18 protein-coding genes are annotated in these 18,315 nt (G+C 42.7%); 13 read left to right on the top strand and 5 right to left on the bottom strand.

Translation table 11 applies throughout. The annotated features are described in order from the left end of the window. The first annotated feature begins 2 nt into the window (after positions 1-2). The 3 genes from B5X76_RS19590 to B5X76_RS19580 are packed head-to-tail and all read left to right on the top strand — an operon-like array spanning position 3 to position 2,242. Positions 3-770, top strand: a complete 768-nt coding sequence (locus tag B5X76_RS19590) for a DUF4465 domain-containing protein (protein ID WP_079645622.1) — start codon at positions 3-5, stop codon at positions 768-770. Positions 771-780: 10 nt separating this feature from the next. Then, positions 781-1,929 carry a thioredoxin family protein gene (locus B5X76_RS19585; RefSeq protein ID WP_176141140.1) on the top strand — a complete coding sequence of 383 codons (1,149 nt, stop codon included), beginning with the start codon at positions 781-783 and terminating at the stop codon, positions 1,927-1,929. 22 nt (positions 1,930-1,951) lie between these two features. After that, positions 1,952-2,242, top strand: coding sequence for a hypothetical protein (locus tag B5X76_RS19580; protein ID WP_139375412.1), 291 nt, complete (start codon positions 1,952-1,954; stop codon positions 2,240-2,242). Here the strand turns inward: B5X76_RS19580 and B5X76_RS22170 are convergent. Further along, complete coding sequence (locus tag B5X76_RS22170) at positions 2,239-2,553, bottom strand: helix-turn-helix transcriptional regulator (protein WP_079645619.1); 315 nt, start codon at positions 2,551-2,553, stop codon at positions 2,239-2,241. The two genes, B5X76_RS19580 and B5X76_RS22170, sit on opposite strands and share 4 nt — an antisense overlap. A 106-nt stretch (positions 2,554-2,659) precedes the next feature. Further along, complete coding sequence (locus B5X76_RS19570) at positions 2,660-3,640, bottom strand: hypothetical protein (RefSeq protein ID WP_139375411.1); 981 nt, start codon at positions 3,638-3,640, stop codon at positions 2,660-2,662. Between the two features lie 261 nt (positions 3,641-3,901). Here B5X76_RS19570 and B5X76_RS19565 point away from each other — a divergent pair, with 261 nt between their 5' ends. From B5X76_RS19565 to B5X76_RS19555, 4 genes are all read left to right on the top strand, one after another. Beyond that, positions 3,902-4,297 carry a hypothetical protein gene (locus B5X76_RS19565; protein WP_079645617.1) on the top strand — a complete coding sequence of 132 codons (396 nt, stop codon included), beginning with the start codon at positions 3,902-3,904 and terminating at the stop codon, positions 4,295-4,297. 169 nt (positions 4,298-4,466) lie between these two features. Continuing rightward, entirely contained in the window at positions 4,467-5,348 is an 882-nt protein-coding gene (locus B5X76_RS19560) for a helix-turn-helix domain-containing protein (protein ID WP_176141139.1), read from the top strand. A 192-nt stretch (positions 5,349-5,540) separates the two neighbouring features. After that, positions 5,541-5,741, top strand: a complete 201-nt coding sequence (locus B5X76_RS21805) for a hypothetical protein (RefSeq protein ID WP_139375410.1) — start codon at positions 5,541-5,543, stop codon at positions 5,739-5,741. Between the two features lie 210 nt (positions 5,742-5,951). Continuing rightward, positions 5,952-6,176 (top strand): hypothetical protein, encoded by a 225-nt coding sequence (locus B5X76_RS19555; RefSeq protein ID WP_079645615.1) that lies wholly within the window; start codon positions 5,952-5,954, stop codon positions 6,174-6,176. Between the two features lie 112 nt (positions 6,177-6,288). Here the strand turns inward: B5X76_RS19555 and B5X76_RS19550 are convergent, their stop codons facing one another. The 3 genes from B5X76_RS19550 to B5X76_RS19540 are packed head-to-tail and all read right to left on the bottom strand — an operon-like array spanning position 6,289 to position 12,326. Continuing rightward, a complete protein-coding gene (locus B5X76_RS19550) occupies positions 6,289-7,533 on the bottom strand; it encodes a TlpA family protein disulfide reductase (protein ID WP_079645614.1) in 1,245 nt (414 codons plus the stop codon). A gap of 3 nt (positions 7,534-7,536) precedes the next feature. Beyond that, positions 7,537-8,895, bottom strand: a complete 1,359-nt coding sequence (locus B5X76_RS19545; protein WP_079645613.1) for a RagB/SusD family nutrient uptake outer membrane protein — start codon at positions 8,893-8,895, stop codon at positions 7,537-7,539. Positions 8,896-8,906: 11 nt separating this feature from the next. Continuing rightward, entirely contained in the window at positions 8,907-12,326 is a 3,420-nt protein-coding gene (locus tag B5X76_RS19540) for a SusC/RagA family TonB-linked outer membrane protein (RefSeq protein ID WP_079645612.1), read from the bottom strand. A 601-nt stretch (positions 12,327-12,927) separates the two neighbouring features. Here B5X76_RS19540 and B5X76_RS19530 point away from each other — a divergent pair. From B5X76_RS19530 to B5X76_RS19505, 6 genes are all read left to right on the top strand, one after another. Next, on the top strand, positions 12,928-13,404 hold the full coding sequence (locus B5X76_RS19530; RefSeq protein ID WP_139375409.1) for a hypothetical protein: 477 nt from the start codon (positions 12,928-12,930) through the stop codon (positions 13,402-13,404). A gap of 109 nt (positions 13,405-13,513) precedes the next feature. Further along, positions 13,514-14,542: a hypothetical protein gene (locus tag B5X76_RS19525; RefSeq protein ID WP_079645609.1), complete on the top strand. Its 1,029-nt coding sequence runs from the start codon at positions 13,514-13,516 to the stop codon at positions 14,540-14,542. Beyond that, the gene (locus B5X76_RS19520) at positions 14,535-15,317 is read left to right on the top strand and encodes a hypothetical protein (RefSeq protein ID WP_079645608.1); all 783 of its coding nucleotides are present in this window, start codon (positions 14,535-14,537) and stop codon (positions 15,315-15,317) included. Before B5X76_RS19525 ends, B5X76_RS19520 begins: the two co-directional genes overlap by 8 nt. Positions 15,318-15,756: 439 nt before the next feature. After that, positions 15,757-16,149: a hypothetical protein gene (locus B5X76_RS19515; protein WP_139375408.1), complete on the top strand. Its 393-nt coding sequence runs from the start codon at positions 15,757-15,759 to the stop codon at positions 16,147-16,149. A gap of 182 nt (positions 16,150-16,331) precedes the next feature. Then, a complete protein-coding gene (gene istA, locus B5X76_RS19510) occupies positions 16,332-17,906 on the top strand; it encodes an IS21 family transposase (RefSeq protein ID WP_245801088.1) in 1,575 nt (524 codons plus the stop codon). 45 nt (positions 17,907-17,951) lie between these two features. After that, positions 17,952-18,315, top strand: a 364-nt coding sequence (locus B5X76_RS19505; RefSeq protein WP_176141138.1) for an ATP-binding protein, incomplete at its 3' end; no start/stop codon positions are given.

The following is an 18,315-nucleotide window of genomic DNA, read 5'->3' as shown; positions in this document are numbered from 1 at the left end:
TTATGAAGAACAATCAATTTATATATACCTGTCTCTTGATACTTTTTGTTTGGACAGGTTGCAAAAAGGAAGAAAAAAGCCCGGATGCTTATCAAGAGCTTGCGACCGATATCTTATTTGAGAACATTAACGTCGGCCGCTTTCAACATCTGATACCCAGCGAACCGTTTAAGGTCAAGTTAGCGACCTTTAATGTCCAGAAAAATGGCAATGATTGGAGCGGATTTGCGGTATCCAATCGCAATCATCGTCTATACGTCACCAATGCCGGTGCTGTAGATAGTACCCGATTCAGTGTATACACCAATATTGTGCACGCCGGAGGCAACTTCCTAGTCGCCAAGACCAACGACGACAACGCTTTCGTCCGTTTTGACCGCCCTATACAGGTAGACCGCGTATTGGTAGCCAACACCACCCAGGTATGGCAGACTATCAACTACGGTCAGGGCAATGCTACACTTGGCTTTACGTTTTCCCCGGGCACAAGAGCGCTTAACATCACCGCCAAGGACTATGTCAAGGTTATCGCTACAGGCTATCAAAACGATGTAGAAACCGCAAAAGTAGAATTTCTACTGGCCGATCGGCGCTCCGATGCCCTCCTACGCAACTTCACCATCGTCGACTGGATGCCCATGGAGCTAAGCAGTCTAGGAAAAGTAGACAAAATTTTATTTCAACTCGATTCCTCCGACAAGACCGCCGGCAAGATGAATACCCCGCCCTATTTTTGTTTAGATGGATTCAGATTTTCAGAACAGTTATAATATCAAAGACATGAGAACTCGCAATAAATTAATAATAGCATTTAGCATTTTTCTAACCCTATTCACTAGCAGCATCAGTGCTCAAAACCGAAAGGTCAATCTCAAGGAGAATCTCCCTTTTAGCGAGGTGCTTCAAATGGCCAAGACCGAAAACAAGCTGATATTCCTGGACTTCGGTTCTATCACCTGTAAGCCCTGCCTCTACATCAAACAGAAAGTGCTCACGCTGGACAGTGTTGCAGATTTTATCAACGCACGTTTTGTTTCGGTAGATTACAATACCGGCGAAGAGAAAAAGCGGCTTCAGAATGTATACCATGTCGTGGGCGAACCTGTACTCTTGATCCTAGACCAAGAAGGCAAGCTGATGCACCGTATGTATGGAAAAATGGAGGGCGACGAACTGATGGCTAGATTCCGTCGCGGGATCGATCCCAAGAAAAACAGTATAGCCATGGATGCCCGTTATGAAAGCGGAGACCGCTCTACCGATTTCATTCTGGATTATATGGAGGTGCTACACAACGCTGGCGAGGTGCAAAAAATGAATCATATTTCCAAGGACTTCTTGGCCGGCCCACTAGAGAATCTTAAAAAACCAGAAGTATTTCCTATTTTCTTCAAATACGTAGAAGATCCCGCTAGCAGAGAGATGCTATACATCATGGATCATCGAGCAGAATTTGCTAAACTTTTCGGCGAAGGTAAAATCGAGGGCAAGATTAACAAACTATACGGCATGAGCAGCATCAAGTATTTATATGGGCACAGCAATCCATTGGAAGACAGCACATACACGACCATCTTAGCCTATCTCACCAAATCTGACCACCCCAAGGCATCAGAATGGTTATGCTATCTTGTACCTGCACAATACAAATTTAAAGAATGGAGCAAGATGGGCGATGAAATAAACGCCATCTACCGTTATAATATCTTAAAGGGCAGAGCAGGAGCTTCCTTCAAGGACATGATGATCACCCAATACCAGATGTACTGCAGCGATCCCAAAGCCCTGCCGCAGGCGATCCAATGGTGCAAAGATCTACAGATCGGAGCCGACCAAAAAACAGTCGATCAATACAATAAAACCATCGAGGCTATAAAAGAAAAGATAAAAAAAGGTCCAGCCATAGAAGATACACTAGACTGGCAGTAAATAACAGTACAGGCCTGCAGGAGTGCAGGCCTTCCTTATTATCAACTGCGGATCGGCATTGCTCCCCAATCATATCGCCCCCTACAGGAGCCTAAGTTGGCTATGCTTCGACTCGGCTATGGCTGCCGTTCGACAGCAGGGCGAAGCCCAGCCGAAGCGCAGTAAAACACCGACCGAACAGCAGCCGAATCAGTCCCGAACCAGTCTCGAAGCAATCCCGAAGCAGTGTCGAACAACAGCCGAACAAGAGTCGAACAGTAACCGAACAGTAGCCGAAGAGCTGTCAAAGAAAAAGTCTATAAAGTTTAATTAGATCCGCCCCCTGCGTTTGCTTTCCTGTATCATCTCTTCCAGATCTTCGACGTAATAACAGTGACGCTCCCCGACTTTGCGGGGTACCAGTTTGCCTGCATTTACAAAGCGGTAATAGGTCGAACGGCCGATACGCAGTATATCCAGAACCTGCTCGATATCCAGCAACTTCCGTTCGCGCATTGAGGGTTGCTGCACCGCATGCTGCGCCAATAAGCAATCCCGTATCTGCAGCATGTAATCACGCATTTCGCGTGCATAGCTATGTATTTCGACTAGGTGTATAGCGATATCTTTAGGAAGATGTTCCATGGTTATTCCGTAAATTGGGGCTATAAACCGAAAAACCCGAAAGACGCCATCGCTGGCCCCTTTCCTATACAGCCGGTTAACAATAAATAATAAACATATAATCTCTTTATAGCGCGATCATCTCGTCCCAGCCTTCGTGCGATAGCGATTCCCTGTCAAGCAGAAATGCATCCAGTTTAGGCTGCTGCCTACGATTCACATTCAATCCCGAATTGATCTTCGCATAACTGCTATTATCTCTAATACTCTCATTCACCGAATGAGTCAGTTTCAAAACCTTGTCCCCTACCTTAGGTTGCTCAACGTACAGCATATTTACATAAGTACCCCGCTTCGTTGTCAGGAACCAATTGGCGAGTAACCATTTCTCGATATCCACCGAGTTGAGTGAAGTAGCTATTTTCGTACCGTCGCGCAGTATGAAGAAATACACCCCATCCTCAAGGGAGATCATTAAAATATCCTTTATCCGCACCTTATTATCCACATAGATCACAGCCGATCCGTAGACCAGGTCCAGGTAACTCATCAAAAACAACATCTTCCGACTCTTCAACCATGAATCCAGATAATTCGCAGCCCGCTTCTTGCGATCTTCGACCCCCACCTGCCCCAAGAGGCGGGCTGGCGCCCAGTATAGTACTGCCAGCACATATAGCAGTAGCGGGACAAAGAAAAACGGAAAGTCCGTGAGCCAGTACGCTGATTTAAATATCATCCCCAGATGCGAGAATACCAGTATCTGGAGCAAGATCATATTCAGCCCCACAACAGGCAGCATAGCTCCAACCATATATATGGTATTTTTAAGTATTCTTGATTGATCTGCCAGCCTACCGAATACCCAGCGATAGACCGCCGACACCCAAACGGCGTAAATAATATTCAACACGGTAGTACCCAGCAGCAGCAACAGTATTCCCGCGCCCACCTTTAGCTCGCCCTCGATGATCCGGTGTCTCAGATTCGTGACGACAGCGATGATAGCAGCTACCATAACGATGAGAAGCCCACGGCCAATATGAAAAATAACATTATACCAATTAATCCCAAAATAGGTTCGTCTTTCCTGTTTAGATAAGTCCATAATATTCCAAAAAAAATCTGTATCGGTCAATAAATCAGAACCCTAAATATACAAAAAAAGTAGAACACATATCAACACCAACAAAATAAACGCCCCTATTTCGCAGACCATTACTACATTTTTGCAACCCCCATATCATCATTTCGCTCCAAAAGGCCAAAACTGAGGTACATTTTCGTGTACTTCGGCACTTTTGCCCCTTCTGACCCATTGTAACCAAAAGACACAGTTTTTAATTTTGAGAGAACAAATTATTTATGTATGAAACAGAATTTTGACAACGCAGGCTTTGCCAACACGCAGGCCAATGTACTGAACCTACCACCTGCCGTCAGGCTGGTCGTAACCAATCGCATCCGCACCGATATAGACGGATGGCTATTAGACACCTTCGAAATGAGCAGCAGCCAACAAGTGCAGCTCCAAGATCTATCCCCCGCATTCAAACAACAGATAGCCGATGCCGTGGCAGACAGCTGGGATGCCGGGCAGCTCGTCCTATTCGACAAGCAGGTGCAACCCTACAAAGGCCGCAGCAGCGAAGAGCAGACGCCCAAGGATGTGGTACTGGAGAAAATGGGAATCACCTCCCAGAATGTTCAATCGCAGGCTATAAGCGAGAGCCAGCAGGTATCGATCCGTATCCAGTACAGGTAACGAGCGTACCCTATTAGGAAGATAGCCGTGCTGAGCCGAAAACCAGCACGGCTATCCGACTAATAGCAGAACAATCACACAAATGATACGAAGCCTTATTGTCCAGCCCCAGCGCTACTACCCCCATGCCCGCGAGAGCCGGGAACTACCGCGAGGTAGCAGCTACCGTATGGCCTACGGCGAGGCCAAGAGCTGGTATATCGATGACAGCTGGTGCAGTATACAATGGTACAAGAGCAAGTACATCCTGCCCTACTGCATCGAGGTCGAGGCCAAGGAGTCGCTCTACCTACCGGTATCGATCAGGCATCCCGATATACACTGGCAGTATATGCTACAGGGCGGTTACGGCATTGATGAGCTAACAGATCATGGACTCCTCCTGCCCGAAGGCTACCAGCACCAGATCTATGCTGCATGCGGCGACTTCTTGAGCTATGTACCTCCAGGCCGCCACCTTATCGTTGGGTACAACATCGTGACCGACTGGCTAGACAAACATCGGGATACTCAGGTACCCCCGGCAACGGATATGCCCCAGATCCTGCTACCAGATCGCCTATACCGTAGTACGCCAGCACCCATCACGGCCGATATGCTAACGGAGCTTTACTACATACTAGAGCACCCCAACATAACGGGCATCCAACAGGATACCAACATCTATGCTGCTGTGGGGCGTTTACAAAGCCTACATGCCCAACAGGAAAATCCCGAACCCGTACCGATCCATCCCCTAGCACAAAAAATAGAGACTATACACCAACATATCGAGCACTGCTTAGCAAACAACAAGGTGATACCCAGCATCCGAGAACTAAGTACCAAATTTAAGATCAGTCAAAAGCGCCTGCATAAAGCCCATAAGAAGCTATACGACAAGAACCTATCGCAGCACATCAGCGATAGACGACTAGAAGAGTCTGTCCTACTGCTAAAAAGCGGTTCCAGCGTAAAAGAAGTCACCTTCATCTTGCACTACCACGATATCCCTGCCTTCAGCAACGCCTTTAAGGATAAGTACGACGTAGCTCCCAGTCAATATCAGTAATAAACACGTGCCGTCCGATTTTTACAACTGACGGGGGAAATTATTACAACCAGATCGCAGCACCCCCTCTCTATCTTTGCTAAAGACAATAACATAACTATATAATAACACTATAAACAAGATCACTCGTTCACTTGCGTAGTGAAACGAAGTCCCGACATAGTCGGGGATAACTAGATAACAACAAAAACAATGACAGCAGTAGCGACATATCATCCATCAGGTACAGCACAAGCAGGTACACACAGCGCCTTGCGGATAGCCTCCGCAGCTATAGGCCATCCCTTATGGGGGCAGACCTACCCTATGCGCTATCTGGGTGGTAGAAATCGGAGCTACTGCTACCGCCCGTTATTCAAGCGGATACGGCGTAGATTTGCGGTATACCCGTGAGGCGGTAAGACATTAACGAGATGACCAATAAGGAGTCCTGACGTCGTCTTTAGAAAAGTCCTCGGGAGAGGCAAGGAAAGGGCCTATGACTGATCAAAAAAATTGGACGCAATGAGATCGGTGATGACTGTAAGATCTTAAGTTAATAAGCAGTGGATAAGGATCAGTTAAAACAAATTATGATAGTTAGTTAATTAAAATCATACAGTTATGGCATGGTTTAATTATACAGGTTCGGATCCATCAAATCCGAATCACTATACATTAGCGACGACACCTCCTAGTTGTGGTACCACAGAACAAAGAATCTGTGCTATTAATGCAACGAACAACGGAAGCGACAAGCCTATTTTGGATGCATCTCTTTTATCCGAAATGGTACGAGCTCTAGAGTTTCAGGCGAACGAACCTAATGTACAGTTAAAGGCGCGTTAATCCTTAATGGATTACGTTCAAAAAGTTGATTCCTAGGGCTGATCAACTAAAATAAGCATTGCTAGACTTTAGAAAGGGCATGGATGATCTCCATGCCCTTATAATTTAACAGCTAGTTATCCTCTTTCGAAAACTCCTCGATTACGAGTACTTCTATATCACGACTTCCATATTCTGCTTTTATGCCATAGGTAGCCAATTGTCTATTAAGCTCTTCTAGTGTTCTGTAAGGGTGAATCTCCATCTTCACATCGGATTTGACATTATCGACAACAGGTGGAAACATCTCCTTTAAATCTGTAAAGCCTGCAAATACGGCTGTGCCAATATAAGTCATAGACTCCTGATCTTTTGGAGCTTGATAAGCTTTTAGTGTAGTAGTGTTCAACTCCAATACCCTCATGAGTTTCATCCCCCTAGAGACTTTTACCCCCAAGAATGTCTCAAGATCCTTTAACACAATCCGCGCTTGCAACGAGTCTGGCCGAGCTATACTGTCATAGCGTTCGTAGCAGACCTTATTCGAAATATCCCAATAAGGATCATTTTCAAAATTATAATATCGCGTCGAATCCCTTACATTCCAGACCAGTCGGTCCATGCGAGGCATGTAATTCGACTGCTGTAATTTCCCTCTTGACGCAAGCGCTCTCAATGCTGCAAAAATCGAAGCATTATACAATGAACTTTTGATCAAACCATTTGCGCTATCCGTTTCGAATTTCCAGCCTTGATAAGGCACACCATCCTTATACCCCGTAATCGTAACTCCGATTTTCTTATCGCTATCTGATAGCTCCCGCTTACCATAATCATCTTTCAACGGTAACTGAATGCTTTTCTCATAGTAAAGCTTTTGAATACTCTCTGCCGTAATAAAGTTGCTTGTCGTTATCGCTTGTACCTTGCCTTGATAAAGGAGAACAGCATGTGGTACCGAGCGGTGCGGAAACAAACTTTTGAGGTAGCTGTCTGCATAGATTACAGGAAGATTTACTTTGTTCTCCTTAAGATAGGCATTCGATGAAAACAATTTTTCTAAAGTAGCCCTATCCTGCCAACCGACCATAATGACCTCAAATATATTAGGATATTGACTCTGCAATTGCTGAAGCTTGGGCATAGACTCAATGCAAGTACCACAGGACGTATCAAAAAAGTCCAATAACACGACTTTGTTTTCCAGTGTCCTCCAATCTACTCTTTTCAGCCCACCCCGCATTAACTGTACGGTAGATGGTGCTGTAAATGTATCCCCTACATACAGCCGTTTAGTCAAATCAGGCCTCCACTTGGGCTGAGCCTGTAAAATCCCAGTTCCTAGAACCAAGCTTATAAGTAATATTAAATATTGCATCTGTTATCTTTTATTTTGTGGTATACCGCCTATGCTGACCAATGTCTCCGACAGGCGAAACGCATACCGTAGATCACCTGCAGGCAGCACGTACTGCTCTCCATCCAATTGACGGTTTAAAGTCTTCTTAAACCGATCATCTAGATTGAGTCGCTTGAGATCAGCCCATCGCCGCCCCCTAAAAACTAACTCTTTACGTCTCTCCTCCAAAACTGTTTTCAATAATCGTTCTGGATCTGTTTCAGTTATTATAGGGTAGACAACTTCTTTCTTCCATCTAGACTTTCGTAAGGTGTTCAGGGCTAGTAATGCTTCAGGGATCTTACCGATACGAGTAGCTGTCTCAGCCTTCACGAGATATATTTCGCTATTAGTGATCCCCATAAACAGTTCGAAAGCATTCTCTCCGTATCCACCTTTGAAAAAGAAATCTCCAACTTGATTTAGACTGGGCCTGAAGAAAACAACCTTGCGCATATCATCAGCTGCATATGAGCTATAAAGATCCCGATCGACCATTGCATTCGTGCCCGACATCAATCCAGCAGACACACTCGATATGGGTAGGAGAACTTCTACATTGAATCGTTTTACAGGATATTCATCAGTTGCTTTCAGTGTATTATAATCCATCAATTCAGGGGCAAGTCGCAAACAGGAATCTGCATAGCGATAAGCATTGGTAAAATCCCCCATATTCAGATAAGTACGGGCTAATCCGCCGTAGGCTGCTGCTTTCGATGGTCTGCCTCGTACAGATTCATTAACAGGAAGATACCGCACTGCTTCTTTAAAATCCTTTAATATCTGATCATAGGTCTGCTCCAAAGTAGCCCGAGTGGATCCATCATCTACTCCGGGACTCAATCGCAGTGGAATGCCTAATTCGCTGGATGCCGCACTCGCCTGATACGCGGGACAATGCACCTCTGTCAATAATTGAAAGACAAACGCCCTAAAGAAATATGCTGAACCTAGGTTCCTATTAAAATTGGCACGATCCTGATCGGCATCCACCTTACTCAATATATCCATTGTCTGATTAGCATAGTACACTGCCTTATAGGGGCGCTGCCATTGTGTTACATCCGTATAGGGCCTATCCCTCCACAGATATGTATTACGCTGATCTTCTGTAGCCGACTCCCACACTACTTTAGAATTGTAATAGTCATCCACACCTAACTCGCCCCAAATCGGGTAGCCCATATTCATGGTTCCATAATCATTCAGTAAGTGCGTAGCATCTTCTATGGATTGGGGCACTACCATCTTGATGTCCTGTTTTTTGTCAAGAAATTGATTACAGGCTGAAAGGCCAAGTAGACAAATAAGTGCAACTACATATTGTAACTGTTTCATTCTTTTATACGTTAAAAGTTAAAATTAATCCCTAAAGAAGTCGATAACGGATCTGGAATACTGGCACCATATTCGTTATCTATCCCCTTCTTATTGGCTTGCCATAGGGTACCTATATTCTGCACGTAAGCATATACCCTAAGATTCTTAATCCCGTATCGCGATAACGTGGGGATAACAAGACTTGCCTGTATATCCCGTAGCTTGATCTGATCACCTCGTTCGATCAGCGCAGATGAGCTCCCGTAGACCTGATTGGCGGTTGCTTTTATCGGGTAGGCAAATACCGGAACATCCGTCCAAGCCTCGTCTCCCGGTTGCTGCCAGCGTAAAGCATAGTCAGGATGGCCCACTCCTTGTTCATAGAAAAAATCCGCTCGGAACGTTTCTCTAATAAATTTATGTCCCAGCTGGTAAGAAATATTCCAGGACAGGTCAATGTTCTTGTATCGCAAGCTGTTACGCCAAGAGCCGAAATAGCGTGGCTTCTGTGTGCCAAACTCTTTTAAAGAGGATGTTTTTCCATACAACAATTCGTTATAATCCTTGGTAATCTCACCATTCAAATAGGCACGTGGCATACCATCGACTGGATCGAGTCCGGCCCAATCGAATGCGAGCAGGCTGTAGAGATCCCTCCCCTCGAAAGGTGTCATTAATACCGATGAAGCTCTGCTCACATTGTACATGGCCATATCATTCGCTGTATAAGCCTTTAATACTTTTGTGCGGGCATTAGAAAATACCAGATTAGAATTCCATTCCCAAGTCTTATTACCTATAGGCTTTGCATTGATAGAGATATCCCAGCCCTTGGTCAATAGATCAGCTGTATTGACTGTCAGGTGCGTAAAACCCACTGATGGATCTACCTCGGCCTGTGCTATCAGATCTTTTGCACGCTTGTGATAGTATTCAATCGATCCCGAAAACAAGCCATTCCTAGTGCCGAAGTCTAGACCAAAATTGAGATTTGCGACACGCTCCCAACGCAGATTCGGATTGGGAGGTCTATTGATAAAACCATACGGCTGTCCGGTAATATAGTGCTGTTGACTTTCAAGGGTCATTATCGGTAGTGGCGATGTGCTATTATTGACATTACCATTGTAGCCGTAGGTAGTGCGTAGCTTCAGGTAATTGAAATAGCTATCCGTCATAAAATCTTCTTTAGACAGTACCCAAGCTAAACCTGTGGACCAGAAAGGCTGTCCACGATCATTGGCTTTGACACCAAAAAGATTGGAAGCATCTCTACGAAAGCTCCCCGACCAGATATAACGCTGCTTAAACGTATAGGAACCATTCATATAGAAAGCCATAAAGCGGTTAGTGAGAGATTCCATACGATTGTAATCCATTATCCTGCTCACTCCTCCTTTGCCATTAAAGCGTCTAATTTCCCGTCCGAACTCTACCTGCTTGAAAGTCCCCGTATTAGGATCGTAACCATAATACTGGTGCACTTTCAACTCTTTCTGTACCTCCCTTACATCAACTCCTCCCAACAAACTCACACTGTGTAAGTCACTAAATGAACGGTCAAATGAGAGGTTAAACCTTGCTTGATGCGCGTAATGATTCCAGTCCAGACCAACCAAATTATCTCCAAGTGGATGATTCCAAACTATTTTATTTGCATCCCACTGAGCGAAGGCATTGGCATAGTCTCTTATGGTAAAAGTCTGTCCACTACGCCAATTACTGATCGGGTTATGATTACGCTGATAAGCGTACAACCCACTCAAAACAAGTCCAAAATCAAACTTGTAACTCGCATCCAACTGTAAAAGGACCTCTCGGGTCTTCTGTATCTGCTCCGTTAGAAAAAGTTCGTCCAAGGGTATGTATGTATAGGGTTGTAATCTTCCTCCACCTACAGTATCCCGATAAGCTGGGCTAAGCCCGGAAATATCTACAGGTAGATGATTACCGTTTGCGTCAGCCAATTGCATATACGGGGGATTTGACACACCTTTGGCCAATCCATTATAATGAACGTAATCCCAACTCTCTTTTTTCTTGGACTCCGTATAGGTCGTCGAGATGTCCAGCAAAAGATTTTTAATCGGGCGCGCCTGCACAGCACCCTTCACATTAATACGTTGGTAGTCTTCGGTGACGAGTTGCCCCAGATTATGATCGTAACCTAATCCCAGAGAAAAATTAAGCTTGTCCGAACCCTGTGACAACCGGAGACTATGTTGCTGTTTGATCTGTGGGCGATAGATGTATTTCATAAAGTCATCGCGCTGATCAATCTGGCTCAAGCGGTCGAGCTCTGCCTCCAATTCTTCTTCAGTTATCTTTTTATCCGTAGCGTTTTTCAGTAGCCATATGAGAGGATCTACATTCCTATTCCACTGATTCAGGCTTGAATTGTATCTCCCTTTATCATAAAAAACACGTATGATATCAATGTAATCCGCAGTTGGCAGTACTTTATATTTATGGAGGTCAGGTTTCTGAACGACGGTTAGGTTACTATTAAAAGCAATCTGCGCCTTCTGATTAAATTTACCTCGTTTGGTCGTAATTACGATAACACCATTGCCAGACTGTGCGCCCCATATCGAAGCCGCCGCCGCGTCTTTTAATACAGTAATATTCTCTACATCATTAGGATTGATATTATTAAAGGCGGCCAATCCGTAATCCGCCATTCTATTTTCGTAAGGCACGCCATCTATAACCACTAGAGGCCAAAGATTGGATCCTAAAGTACTTACACCTCTAACATTCATATTTAAAACATTTCCACGATTTGCGGCATAGCTCTTGTCGAATGACAATCCCGGCACCACATCCTCTAGCCTACTCAGAAAGTCCGTAGACACCTTCCTGTTAAATAAGGCCGAGTCTATAAACTCAAAGCTCCCCGTAGCTCTTTCTTTTGGTATCTTCTGGTATCCGGTAGATACCACTTCCACTTCTTCAATCTGTTTTTCACCAGTCTGTAGGGCGATATTTAATGTAGTAGACGTATTCTCATAGGCAACCCGTTGCTCCTTGTATCCGATGTGTTTTATTAATAATACTCCTGTAGGCTTATCTACACTAATCGTAAACCTCCCCTGCTTATCCGTGCGCGTGTGCTTCTTATCCACAGATACCGAAGCCCCCTCGATAGGATTCCCGTCTTGAATAGATGAAACCACACCTCTCAGTACCGTCTGGTTTAGGCCTTTGGCCTCCTGCCCGAAAGCAGGAGAAACCAATGACCAACTAAACAACACACAGAAAATCCTTAATATAATATTCCCTATTTTCCTCCCGTCATTCCGACCGTAGCGGAGGAATCTCACACATGCTAGTATGCACTTATTTATTTCTTTTGGGCGACTTGAAAGGTCTTTGTTACTCTGTAACTGCGTTACTTTGTCACTCTGCTCAAAGGGCAGTTCTCTCCCACCCCTAAAAAATTGTCTCATTTTTCAAGTAAATTTTAGCAACCTAAATGACACGCCAGTATCGTTACTGGTCACTCATCACTAGTCACTGGTTCGAATAAAAAATTAACTGAATGAAATCGAAGAAACGCCTGTTCGTTTTACAATTGAGTTTTGTCGGTATAATAATTGGCAAATACAACGATCTAAGTCATTAAAAATGACTTCTACTCCTTTAGGATTAAGGAGGAATTCTAATCTTTCTTTTTGTTTGTTTTTTTCTCATTGTTCATCTTGGTTACGGCATCAATGAACAACAGTATCTATATAAGAAGAGGCTATCTGAAAAGAGATGGGACTTACCTCATTCCTTCAGAAGGCCGTAGGAAGCCCGGAGAAAAGAACAAGAGCAAGCGCCCATCTCTCCTCACAAAGATAAGAGAATGGGGCTTAGACTCCTGAACCTTGTTTCTCCTGAAAATTTCCTACGTTTTCTAAACAAGATGCAGCGTCATTCGCCAACTTAATAACAGAAAAACAACTAGTTAATCCGCTAATTACAATACAAACATAATACATAAAATACAAAATTCCAACTTTTTCCAATCGCCATGATTTGCATCGAATATTCTTAATTGCAATTATGGTTAAATTATCACGTTCAGCAATATTTACAATCAACATGGTTAAGCTACGAAGGCTGGTTAAAGGTCGTTCAGCAAGAGGTCTATCAGCAGCTGTCAGTAGTGATCCTAATTTAATTTCAGGATTTGAAAGTATGGTGATAAAATCTCAATATCCGCATCATGTTCTATCAGCTATCGCAAATGAATTAAATGATGATATAAGACTATATTACCCTCCTGATGAAGACTTGTTGGAAGATGACGGCAGTAGATTTGTCAAGGAGATTATTAGTTTGTCTAATATTGATGATTGTACTTTAGTAATAAACGAAATGATCAATGCAGACTGCTTTATTAACGGCATGAGCGCTGACGATACAAGCAAATACCTCCATGAATATGGAAAACCTAATTCTTTGATTATAGAACAAGCATTAAAAGCAGCAGAAAAAGCTAACAAATTAAACCTTCAAAACGGCAAATACTTTTCCTAATATCGAGCTTTATTGGCTCCAATCGAATAAAAACCTTATTTTAGGTTTTTATTAATCTAAATTGGGGAACGTCAAAAAATATACCAGATTAAAAAGTCCACTTGTTATCATGCTTCGAAGTGATTTCGAGGTGCTTCGCAACGTGTACCATCTTCTACAAGATTCAATTCTGTCAGATGAGGACGCCTCATTTCTATTAGGAAAATCTGATGGTTATTTTTTCGAAATATTAGACCCAACGAACAAGAAGAAATTTAAACAAGACCTGTGGACGCTTTTTGTTCCGATATTCCAAACTCCTTTTGTTAATGTACTTCCTTCTGCTCATGTAGGAGCCGAGGAAGAAGTTAAGCTTACGAGTACCGCCAACTATAATAAGAAATCAACTATTTACCGTTTTACGGTCAACTATGAAGATCGTACGGAGGATAAAAATGGTGTTGAACACAAGATAGCCGTAGAACCTGAATACCTGGAATGGAAAAAGAAAGTAGTCACTGGCGAACGGAAAGTTGAAAACAAACCGCTGACTCATTATTTAAAGTTTTTGATCAGTGAGGGGTTCTTTTTTACCCCCAAGACTTCCCTATTCGTTCTTATTCACCTGCGCAAGTACTTTGATAAACCATTCACGGCTGAAGATCTAGGTGTCTCTATTAGAAAACTGTGTAGACGACAGGCGGGAATCGAGACATTGCTTCAACGGAATATAGATGACTCAAGGTACTCCTACTCTGAACTATATGATATCTCGGCTCTAGATGAAGTATCAGAGCTTCCAGAAGTACTACTTGAAATGGCTAGTAGCTCCACTGTTACTGCCCGATACAAAATTAAGCATCAAGTGCGCGGTATGTTAGGCTTTATCGAACTGAACAACCGAGAGCTGGTGAACATAGCAGTCCATCCCAACTTTAGAGAAATGCGTATGGCAGCTAGATTACTTGATTATGTCATGGCTCTAGATAAAAAGGCACCATTGACGGTAGAAGTCAACGTCAACTCCCCTTTCTTAGATTTTCTTACGAACTGCTCTTTTACAGAGAGTGAGGAAGACAGGAAATTTAGAAAGGCCAATAAGGAGGTGGTAATTATTAAAATGAAAAGAGGAACGAAAAAAGAGGAGGAAAATGGGTAACAAGTCTGACAATAAAATAATTCCAATTGTAACAGGGATAATGGGATTTTTTGGAGGCATAGCTCTCGTCAATAATTGGCTAGTGTTGAATAAAGAATTTCCTGAATCTGAGTATTTAAAAGTTCCTTTCACTCCTGATGCATGGGGAAATGTCGCGGATTGGACTATGGTTATTATAACAATAATCACAGCTATTTACCTTATTAAAACTTTCAAAAGTCAACGCGAACAAATCGAGATACAGAGGAAAGAAATAGAGGACAATAATAGCAATACGGAATTCAGCAGGATATTGGATTTAATGTATAGACAAGTTGAAGTAAGTAATCAAAAATATAACGATGTAACCAAACATCCGAATGCCCCAAAAATTAATCCAACACCTAAAATTGAAGACGTATTCACTAAAATTCCCACATTCCATTGGTTGTTTCGAATTTATTACAAAGACTTGGAACTAATCGACAATTTTCTTAGTAAAACGAATTTAAAAAAAGAAGAAAAAGATCTATTGGTGTCAACTTTTATAAACAATGTAGACAAAGATATGATAGCCTTGAAAGGACAATTCGATTTCGTTTACATAGGAACTTCCACATTGATGAATGTAAGAGTGTCATATGAATCATACTTAAGACGAACAATTATCAACAGTGGTGCTAACCACGAGTTAAAAGAAGTGAAAATTGAAGATTCAGTGAAACATTTCGACCAGTTAATAGAATTAAACAATCAAATTAACAAACTACATACAAAGTACAATATCCATCCTTAGATACTCACCGCCATCGCTAGCGACTCTTTTTGAAAAGGTGCAATTATACAATGCTAAAAAACATACAAATAAACGATATAGTCCCTACGGACTTGGGCTGCGGAGGCTATATTTATATACTTATAATAGATCTGGGATACAAATCACTGTAGACTCCTCCCTCTATTAACGGCAACAGCATCAACTCCTCTCCTATTTAATACACTCACACTACATATCATTACGGTTTCCCATATTTTCAATTCAATTAATCGAGTAGTTTTGTCGCTGATACAACTTTAAATTGGATTAGATTCTCAAAACGTACAATTGACTATTGGTTTTTAGCAAAAAATAAGGCATATTGGATAAATATTTACATCAATTACAGGACTAAATTTAATGAACACAAAAAGATATATTGTAAAATATTCCTCAACCAATAAACATGTTTTTGATTATGGCACTAGGTAAACCAGCCTCAGGCACAATCTTGGGTTATCTATATCAGTTCGAAAGAGCTCTTTTTTGGTTATCAATAAAGGATATTGATTTTGTATCACTTGAGACTGAAGATGATGTAGTTGTTGCTTTAGAAAATAATCCTATATCTAAAATATTTGAACAGGACAAACACTCTATAAGCGCTTCAAACCCCTTTAGTGATAAGAATGTTAATCTTTGGAAAACATTTGAAATATGGTGTAATTTAGAAAAGATCAACCAACATACATCATTTAGATTGCTATACTCAAGCAATAAAAAATATGATAGTAAGAGCTTTATCTACAAACTGGCTAAACGGAATGTAGATAAGTGGATATACTGGAGCAAGGTGACCCCTCAAAATTGAATTAGTTTTAGGGAGGCATATTGCGTTTAAAGCCCATATTCAACTGCCATACTGGCTGATGTTGACCCCCTAAATACATTTATTAGTTCATTGCGCTGGAGCAAGCTGACCCCTTTGCGAGTAGTTTTTGTTACTTAGTGACCAAACAATTTGGATCACTGATGGCTGGAAAACCAAAACAAATGAGTCAGATAAAGCAATTAATTAGATTGTACCAGGGCGGCAGTGGAATAAAAACAATTGCCCGCATTCTTGGGATGAGTAAGAATACGGTGAGGTCTTATCTCAAAAAGATGGCCGATGGCGGATTCAACACAGAAGAACTTCTTAAACAGGAAGATCCTTTACTGGAAAAATCTTTTCATGCCGGTAACCCTGCTTATAAAGCAGATAAGTTTGAATACCTAAAAAGTCGTCTCGATTATTATGAAAGAGAACTTAAACGTACGGGCGTCACTAAACTGTTGCTCTGGCAAGAGTATATCGAGAGTGACCCGACCGGCTATAGCTATCCGCAGTTTAATTATCATTTAAGACAACAGCTTGTCTCCCGAAAAGGCAGCATGGTGATGGAACACATCGCCGGCGACAAACTGTATATTGATTTCTCAGGCAAAAAGCTCCATTATATCGACCGATCCACAGGGGAGCTGATTGCCTGTGAAGTATTTGTCGCCTGCCTGCCTTTTTCAGACTATGCATTTGCCATAGCTGTACCTTCTCAGCAGACTCCAGACTTCTTGTATGCCCTAAGCTGCTGTCTAGAAGCTCTGGGAGGTGTGCCTAAGGCCATTGTTCCTGATAATCTGAAAGCAGCAGTAATCAAAGCCGATAAATACGAACCGATCTTAAACCAGTCCATGGAAGACTTCGCCAACCATTACGGTACAGTTGTAGTACCGGCCCGTGCAGGAAGGCCCAAAGACAAATCACTGGTAGAGAACCAGGTAAAAATGATCTATACCCGTGTTTTTGCTCCGCTGAGAAACAGGCAGTTCTTCGACATCCATTCGCTCAATGATGCCATCAGATCCTGTATGCTAAAGCATAACCAGACGCGGATGCAGCAAAAGCCATACTGTCGTGAGGAACGGTTCTTAAGTGCTGAAAAATCGACGTTGAATGAACTACCGGGCAAACGCTTCGAGTTAAAGTACTACGCAGAGCTCAAAGTAGGAAATAATGGACATATCTACCTCCAGCGCAACAAGCATTATTACAGCGTGCCGTTTACCTATATCGGAACAAAAGTCAAAATCGTTTACACGCGTAGTATGGTATCGATCTATTGCCAGGGTAAGCAGATTGCTACACATATACGCAGTTATCAGGAAAACACTTATACAACTGTTGCGGAACACTTAAAATCCGAACATCGGGCGCATAAAGACCGATCTCATGAAACTTATCTAACAAGGGCAAGAGCACACTCTCCGGAGTTCCTTGAACTTCTCGAAGCTCTTTTTGAGCGGGCGCGCTATCCCGAACAGTTATTCCGTACCTGTGACGGGCTGTTCAGGTTAAAGAGGGACTTCCCGACAGAAGAGTTTGACAAAGCATGTAAGTACGTTCTAAAAAACAAGCTATATACCTACTACTACTTTAGAAATGTGCTCGAAAACGGTACAGCTAACAATCAGGAAGAGGACGCTGTGAAACGCTCCTTACCTGAGCATGCCAATATCAGAGGTAGAGCCTATTACGCAAGTAGTCAACCCAAACTCTTTGATCAGCCAAACGATGGGACACGAATATAATAAACAGGTACGGCCTGAACAGAATAACAAAAACAATAATAAAAAATGAACATTGAAACACAAATGAGATCGTTGCGTTTACATGGAATGGAACGCAACTGGAAAGCACTGAATGAAACACGTCGTAGTACAGAACTCACTTTTTCCGAAGGATTGGCCTTACTGCTACAGGCAGAAGCTGATGAACGGGATGAAAAACGGTTTGACCGACTTAAACAGAATGCGGGGTTCCGTTACCAGGCTTCGATAGAAGAAATAAACATGGTAGCTACCAGAGGGCTGGACAAAGGAATGATAACTACATTGGCTACCGGTGAATACATCAAAAAAGGAGAACCGATACTGATCAGCGGCGCTACGGGCTGCGGAAAGAGCTTTCTCTCTTCAGCCTTAGGTCATCATGCCTGTG

Origin of the sequence: Sphingobacterium nematocida (assembly GCF_900168125.1) — a bacterium.
Classification (GTDB): domain Bacteria; phylum Bacteroidota; class Bacteroidia; order Sphingobacteriales; family Sphingobacteriaceae; genus Sphingobacterium; species Sphingobacterium nematocida.
Note: the sequence above shows the minus strand (reverse complement) of the source record. Positions and strands in the feature narration are given on the sequence as shown.

Excerpts from the sequence above, each read along its gene's own strand:
- B5X76_RS22170 (WP_079645619.1), bottom strand. The coding sequence starts at position 2,553 with ATGGAACATCTTCCTAAAGATATCGCTATACACCTAGTCGAAATACAT.
- B5X76_RS19530 (WP_139375409.1), top strand. The coding sequence starts at position 12,928 with ATGGTTAAATTATCACGTTCAGCAATATTTACAATCAACATGGTTAAG.
- B5X76_RS19520 (WP_079645608.1), top strand. The coding sequence starts at position 14,535 with ATGGGTAACAAGTCTGACAATAAAATAATTCCAATTGTAACAGGGATA.
- B5X76_RS19525 (WP_079645609.1), top strand. The coding sequence starts at position 13,514 with ATGCTTCGAAGTGATTTCGAGGTGCTTCGCAACGTGTACCATCTTCTA.
- B5X76_RS19540 (WP_079645612.1), bottom strand. The coding sequence starts at position 12,326 with ATGAGACAATTTTTTAGGGGTGGGAGAGAACTGCCCTTTGAGCAGAGT.
- B5X76_RS19560 (WP_176141139.1), top strand. The coding sequence starts at position 4,467 with ATGGCCTACGGCGAGGCCAAGAGCTGGTATATCGATGACAGCTGGTGC.
- B5X76_RS19585 (WP_176141140.1), top strand. The coding sequence starts at position 781 with ATGAGAACTCGCAATAAATTAATAATAGCATTTAGCATTTTTCTAACC.
- istA (WP_245801088.1), top strand. The coding sequence starts at position 16,332 with ATGAGTCAGATAAAGCAATTAATTAGATTGTACCAGGGCGGCAGTGGA.
- B5X76_RS19590 (WP_079645622.1), top strand. The coding sequence starts at position 3 with ATGAAGAACAATCAATTTATATATACCTGTCTCTTGATACTTTTTGTT.
- B5X76_RS19565 (WP_079645617.1), top strand. The coding sequence starts at position 3,902 with ATGAAACAGAATTTTGACAACGCAGGCTTTGCCAACACGCAGGCCAAT.
- B5X76_RS19550 (WP_079645614.1), bottom strand. The coding sequence starts at position 7,533 with ATGCAATATTTAATATTACTTATAAGCTTGGTTCTAGGAACTGGGATT.
- B5X76_RS19570 (WP_139375411.1), bottom strand. The coding sequence starts at position 3,640 with ATGGACTTATCTAAACAGGAAAGACGAACCTATTTTGGGATTAATTGG.
- B5X76_RS19555 (WP_079645615.1), top strand. The coding sequence starts at position 5,952 with ATGGCATGGTTTAATTATACAGGTTCGGATCCATCAAATCCGAATCAC.
- B5X76_RS19515 (WP_139375408.1), top strand. The coding sequence starts at position 15,757 with ATGGCACTAGGTAAACCAGCCTCAGGCACAATCTTGGGTTATCTATAT.
- B5X76_RS19545 (WP_079645613.1), bottom strand. The coding sequence starts at position 8,895 with ATGAAACAGTTACAATATGTAGTTGCACTTATTTGTCTACTTGGCCTT.
- B5X76_RS21805 (WP_139375410.1), top strand. The coding sequence starts at position 5,541 with ATGACAGCAGTAGCGACATATCATCCATCAGGTACAGCACAAGCAGGT.